Genomic DNA, 2641 nt, shown 5'->3' on the forward strand with positions numbered 1-2641 from the left:
GGCTCTTTCTGCCCATTCTTGTGACTACTTTCCTATGCCTGACCTCATTCCCGAATTTCAGACCTGAATCCTTACCATTTCTGCATACTGTCGCGGCGATTTGATAAAATTTTTCTGGTTGATTTTTTTGTTCCTTGGCTGTAACTTCAGTGACTTGATACTGCTCAATTTGGTGATATTTAAATGATTGAGATAATTTTGATAGTGCTTTGATTGCATCAGCCTTACAAGCAAATTTATCTTTTGATAGCTTGTTCACATCCTTGATAACTTTTTCTGCGGCTTTGACAATTTTTTGGGAGAGTTTACCCAAGTCTGATTCCTTTCTGGCTGCGCTCTCTACCACTAGCCATCTTTGCTCTATTCCAGCATAAGTTACTATTTTTTCTCCCCATCTATATCCTGGTAATTTACTAGCACTCAATTCAGATTCTGGTAAGGTTGATATTAATTTTTGGGCTGATTTTATACTTAAAGGTACTCGACATAACCAGCGCAATTGTGACATCAATTTCAGGTTTGATTCCGTATATAAAGCACAGTCTGCTACCATCAAACTATCTACTTCTAGTTGTTTTTGGTAATCTACCGCTATTTGACCAAAGCATGATGAGTCGGCTTGATTTCCCGATGCTAATTTTAAGAAGATTGGTATATCTCCATCTCCCGTACAGATTAGTTCGATGATAAATTGTTTTAAATCTGGTCTGTGGTCGCGGGAATAACCATAGGTGAGCTTTATTTCTTGGGGTGATTTGATTGCTAATCCTTCTGATTCTTGATTGTTGAGTGCGTGTTTATTCTCAAATATTACTGATGGTAAGCTAGAATTGTATTCCCCATGTACGTGCATTGATGATGAATCTAGGTGTGATGATGACAGCGATACGTTAAATTTTTTGGCGGCTTTTAAGGTAATTGTTAAAAACGTGGTGTCCAGTCCTTTGATGAATAGTTTATCCATCACTCTACCCAGTTTATCATCGTTGAGATATTTTGGCTTGACTCCGGCTCCTATTAAATGTTCACAGGCAATGGTTTCAAAAAATTGGGGAAACATATATAAAGGTCTAGATACAAATCCTAACCCGTTTAAAATCATGGCTTTTACTACATGACCGGCACTGACTTTTTCTCCCTTTTCTGGTGGGATTAATTGATTGACTGTTTCTACTAATCCTATAGCGTCTATGATTCCTGCTACTATTCCTAGATGATCTATGTTCTGAATTTCCATCTCTTTATTGATTAACATCACCACATTCTCCACAACTGCTATGGCTATTTTCCCATTTCTATGCTGGTGGTAAATTAATTTTTTTAACTATTTTGTTGCCTAAGATAGTTTTCCTTATTTTCCTCTCTTTACGAGTAAAGTTACCTTTTTACTTTCTCTGCTTAATGCTATTAATTATCATTAAGCAGCTTGACTCCGATTGGGACTTAGTTCATTTGTACTATTTCATCCCCTTTTTGTTGATGTGTGACAGTTGTGGGTGCGGAATGTGGGTTAGAAGGGAGTAGATTTTGTCAATACCCCCTTGTGTAGAAATACAATCGAATAATAATGATAATCAAACAAGGGAGAAGGGTGGGAGAGTCTGCCTCTGGAAGACTCTCCCAGCGACAGCGATTATCATTATTAATAAGTGGTTCGCTCGCTCTGGCGTGGCGGACGATCGACAATTGTGGCAGGCGATCGACAATTGTGGCGGACGATCGATAATTGTGGCGGACGATCGATAATAGTTGTACCGCAAGCGCTGGCGCATGATAGTTGCGGGCGTTGGTATTATCAAACGATAGAATTGACAAATAATTGAGCAATTGTAGAGGTCAGTAAATATGGCAAAAAGTCAAAAAACTAATCGCGACCACGCCAAAAAAACTACCCGACCAATGGTGGAAGACTCGGCGATTGCCTCGCAACTATCCGCATTATTAACACCGGCTATTACCTCACAGGAAAATTACTACCGTCAACTGGGTTTACGAGGCAGGGTAAGCTCATCTAATTGGGTATAATATGAACTTGACAAAGTTAACAAAATAAGCATAAGAGACTGTGTAGACAGCACACTTGACTCCTAACACAGATCAGTGAGATGACAGTAATACTGTAGTTGAAAACCTCAAAAATACCCTATATGTTTCAAGGCGTTAACAACAAAAATGCCGAGGCTCAGAAAAATTGTCCTGCTGAGAGAAAACTAACCGAAGTGGCAGATATCGGGTGTATTCAAAAAAGTTTAGTTCAGCACTTCCAAGAGATCAAAGAGTCCAGAGTGGAGAGAACTAAGAAACATCAACTCACAGATATCTTAGTAATTGCGATTTTAGCAGTAATTGCTGGAGCGCAAGGATGGGAAGATATGGAAAATTATGGCATTAGCAAAAAACAGTGGTTAGAAAAGTTTTTGGCATTACCTCACGGTATTCCCTCTGATGACACCTTCGGTCGGGTATTTGAATTTATTAATCCCGAAGAATTGAATCGTTGTTTTCTTCAATGGGTAGAAACCCTTATCACCAAGATGGGAGGAGAAATAATCCCCATAGATGGGCAGGGTAAACGCATCTAATTTTGTATAAATTGTACTTGACAAAACGCCACCAAGAGGAAAGGGATTTTTTCTTAGTC

Annotated in this window: 3 protein-coding genes and 1 pseudogene; 2 read left to right on the forward strand and 2 right to left on the reverse strand. The window is 39.0% G+C overall.

The annotated features are described in order from the left end of the window. Together QT990_RS35585 and QT990_RS35590 are read right to left on the reverse strand one after the other, a co-directional pair. The coding region (locus QT990_RS35585; protein ID WP_333466399.1) for an IS1634 family transposase at nucleotides 1-1255 on the reverse strand (1255 nt) is incomplete at its 3' end. A 275-nt stretch (nucleotides 1256-1530) separates the two neighbouring features. Continuing rightward, on the reverse strand, nucleotides 1531-1815 hold the full coding sequence (locus tag QT990_RS35590) for a hypothetical protein (RefSeq protein ID WP_333301374.1): 285 nt from the start codon (nucleotides 1813-1815) through the stop codon (nucleotides 1531-1533). 30 nt (nucleotides 1816-1845) lie between these two features. On the opposite strand from QT990_RS35590, the gene QT990_RS35595 reads away from it, so the two are divergent. After that, nucleotides 1846-2025, forward strand: a complete 180-nt coding sequence (locus QT990_RS35595; RefSeq protein ID WP_445252106.1) for a hypothetical protein — start codon at nucleotides 1846-1848, stop codon at nucleotides 2023-2025. A gap of 194 nt (nucleotides 2026-2219) precedes the next feature. Next, nucleotides 2220-2576 (forward strand): annotated as a pseudogene (locus QT990_RS35600) (ISAs1 family transposase); the annotation flags it as partial. Between the last annotated feature and the right edge of the window lie 65 nt (nucleotides 2577-2641).

The sequence above is a fragment of the Microcoleus sp. T3_B1 genome (assembly GCF_036700445.1).
Lineage (GTDB): Bacteria > Cyanobacteriota > Cyanobacteriia > Cyanobacteriales > Microcoleaceae > Microcoleus.

Coding starts and splice junctions, on each gene's coding strand:
- QT990_RS35595 (WP_445252106.1), top strand. CDS start 1,846: ATGGCAAAAAGTCAAAAAACTAATCGCGACCACGCCAAAAAAACTACC.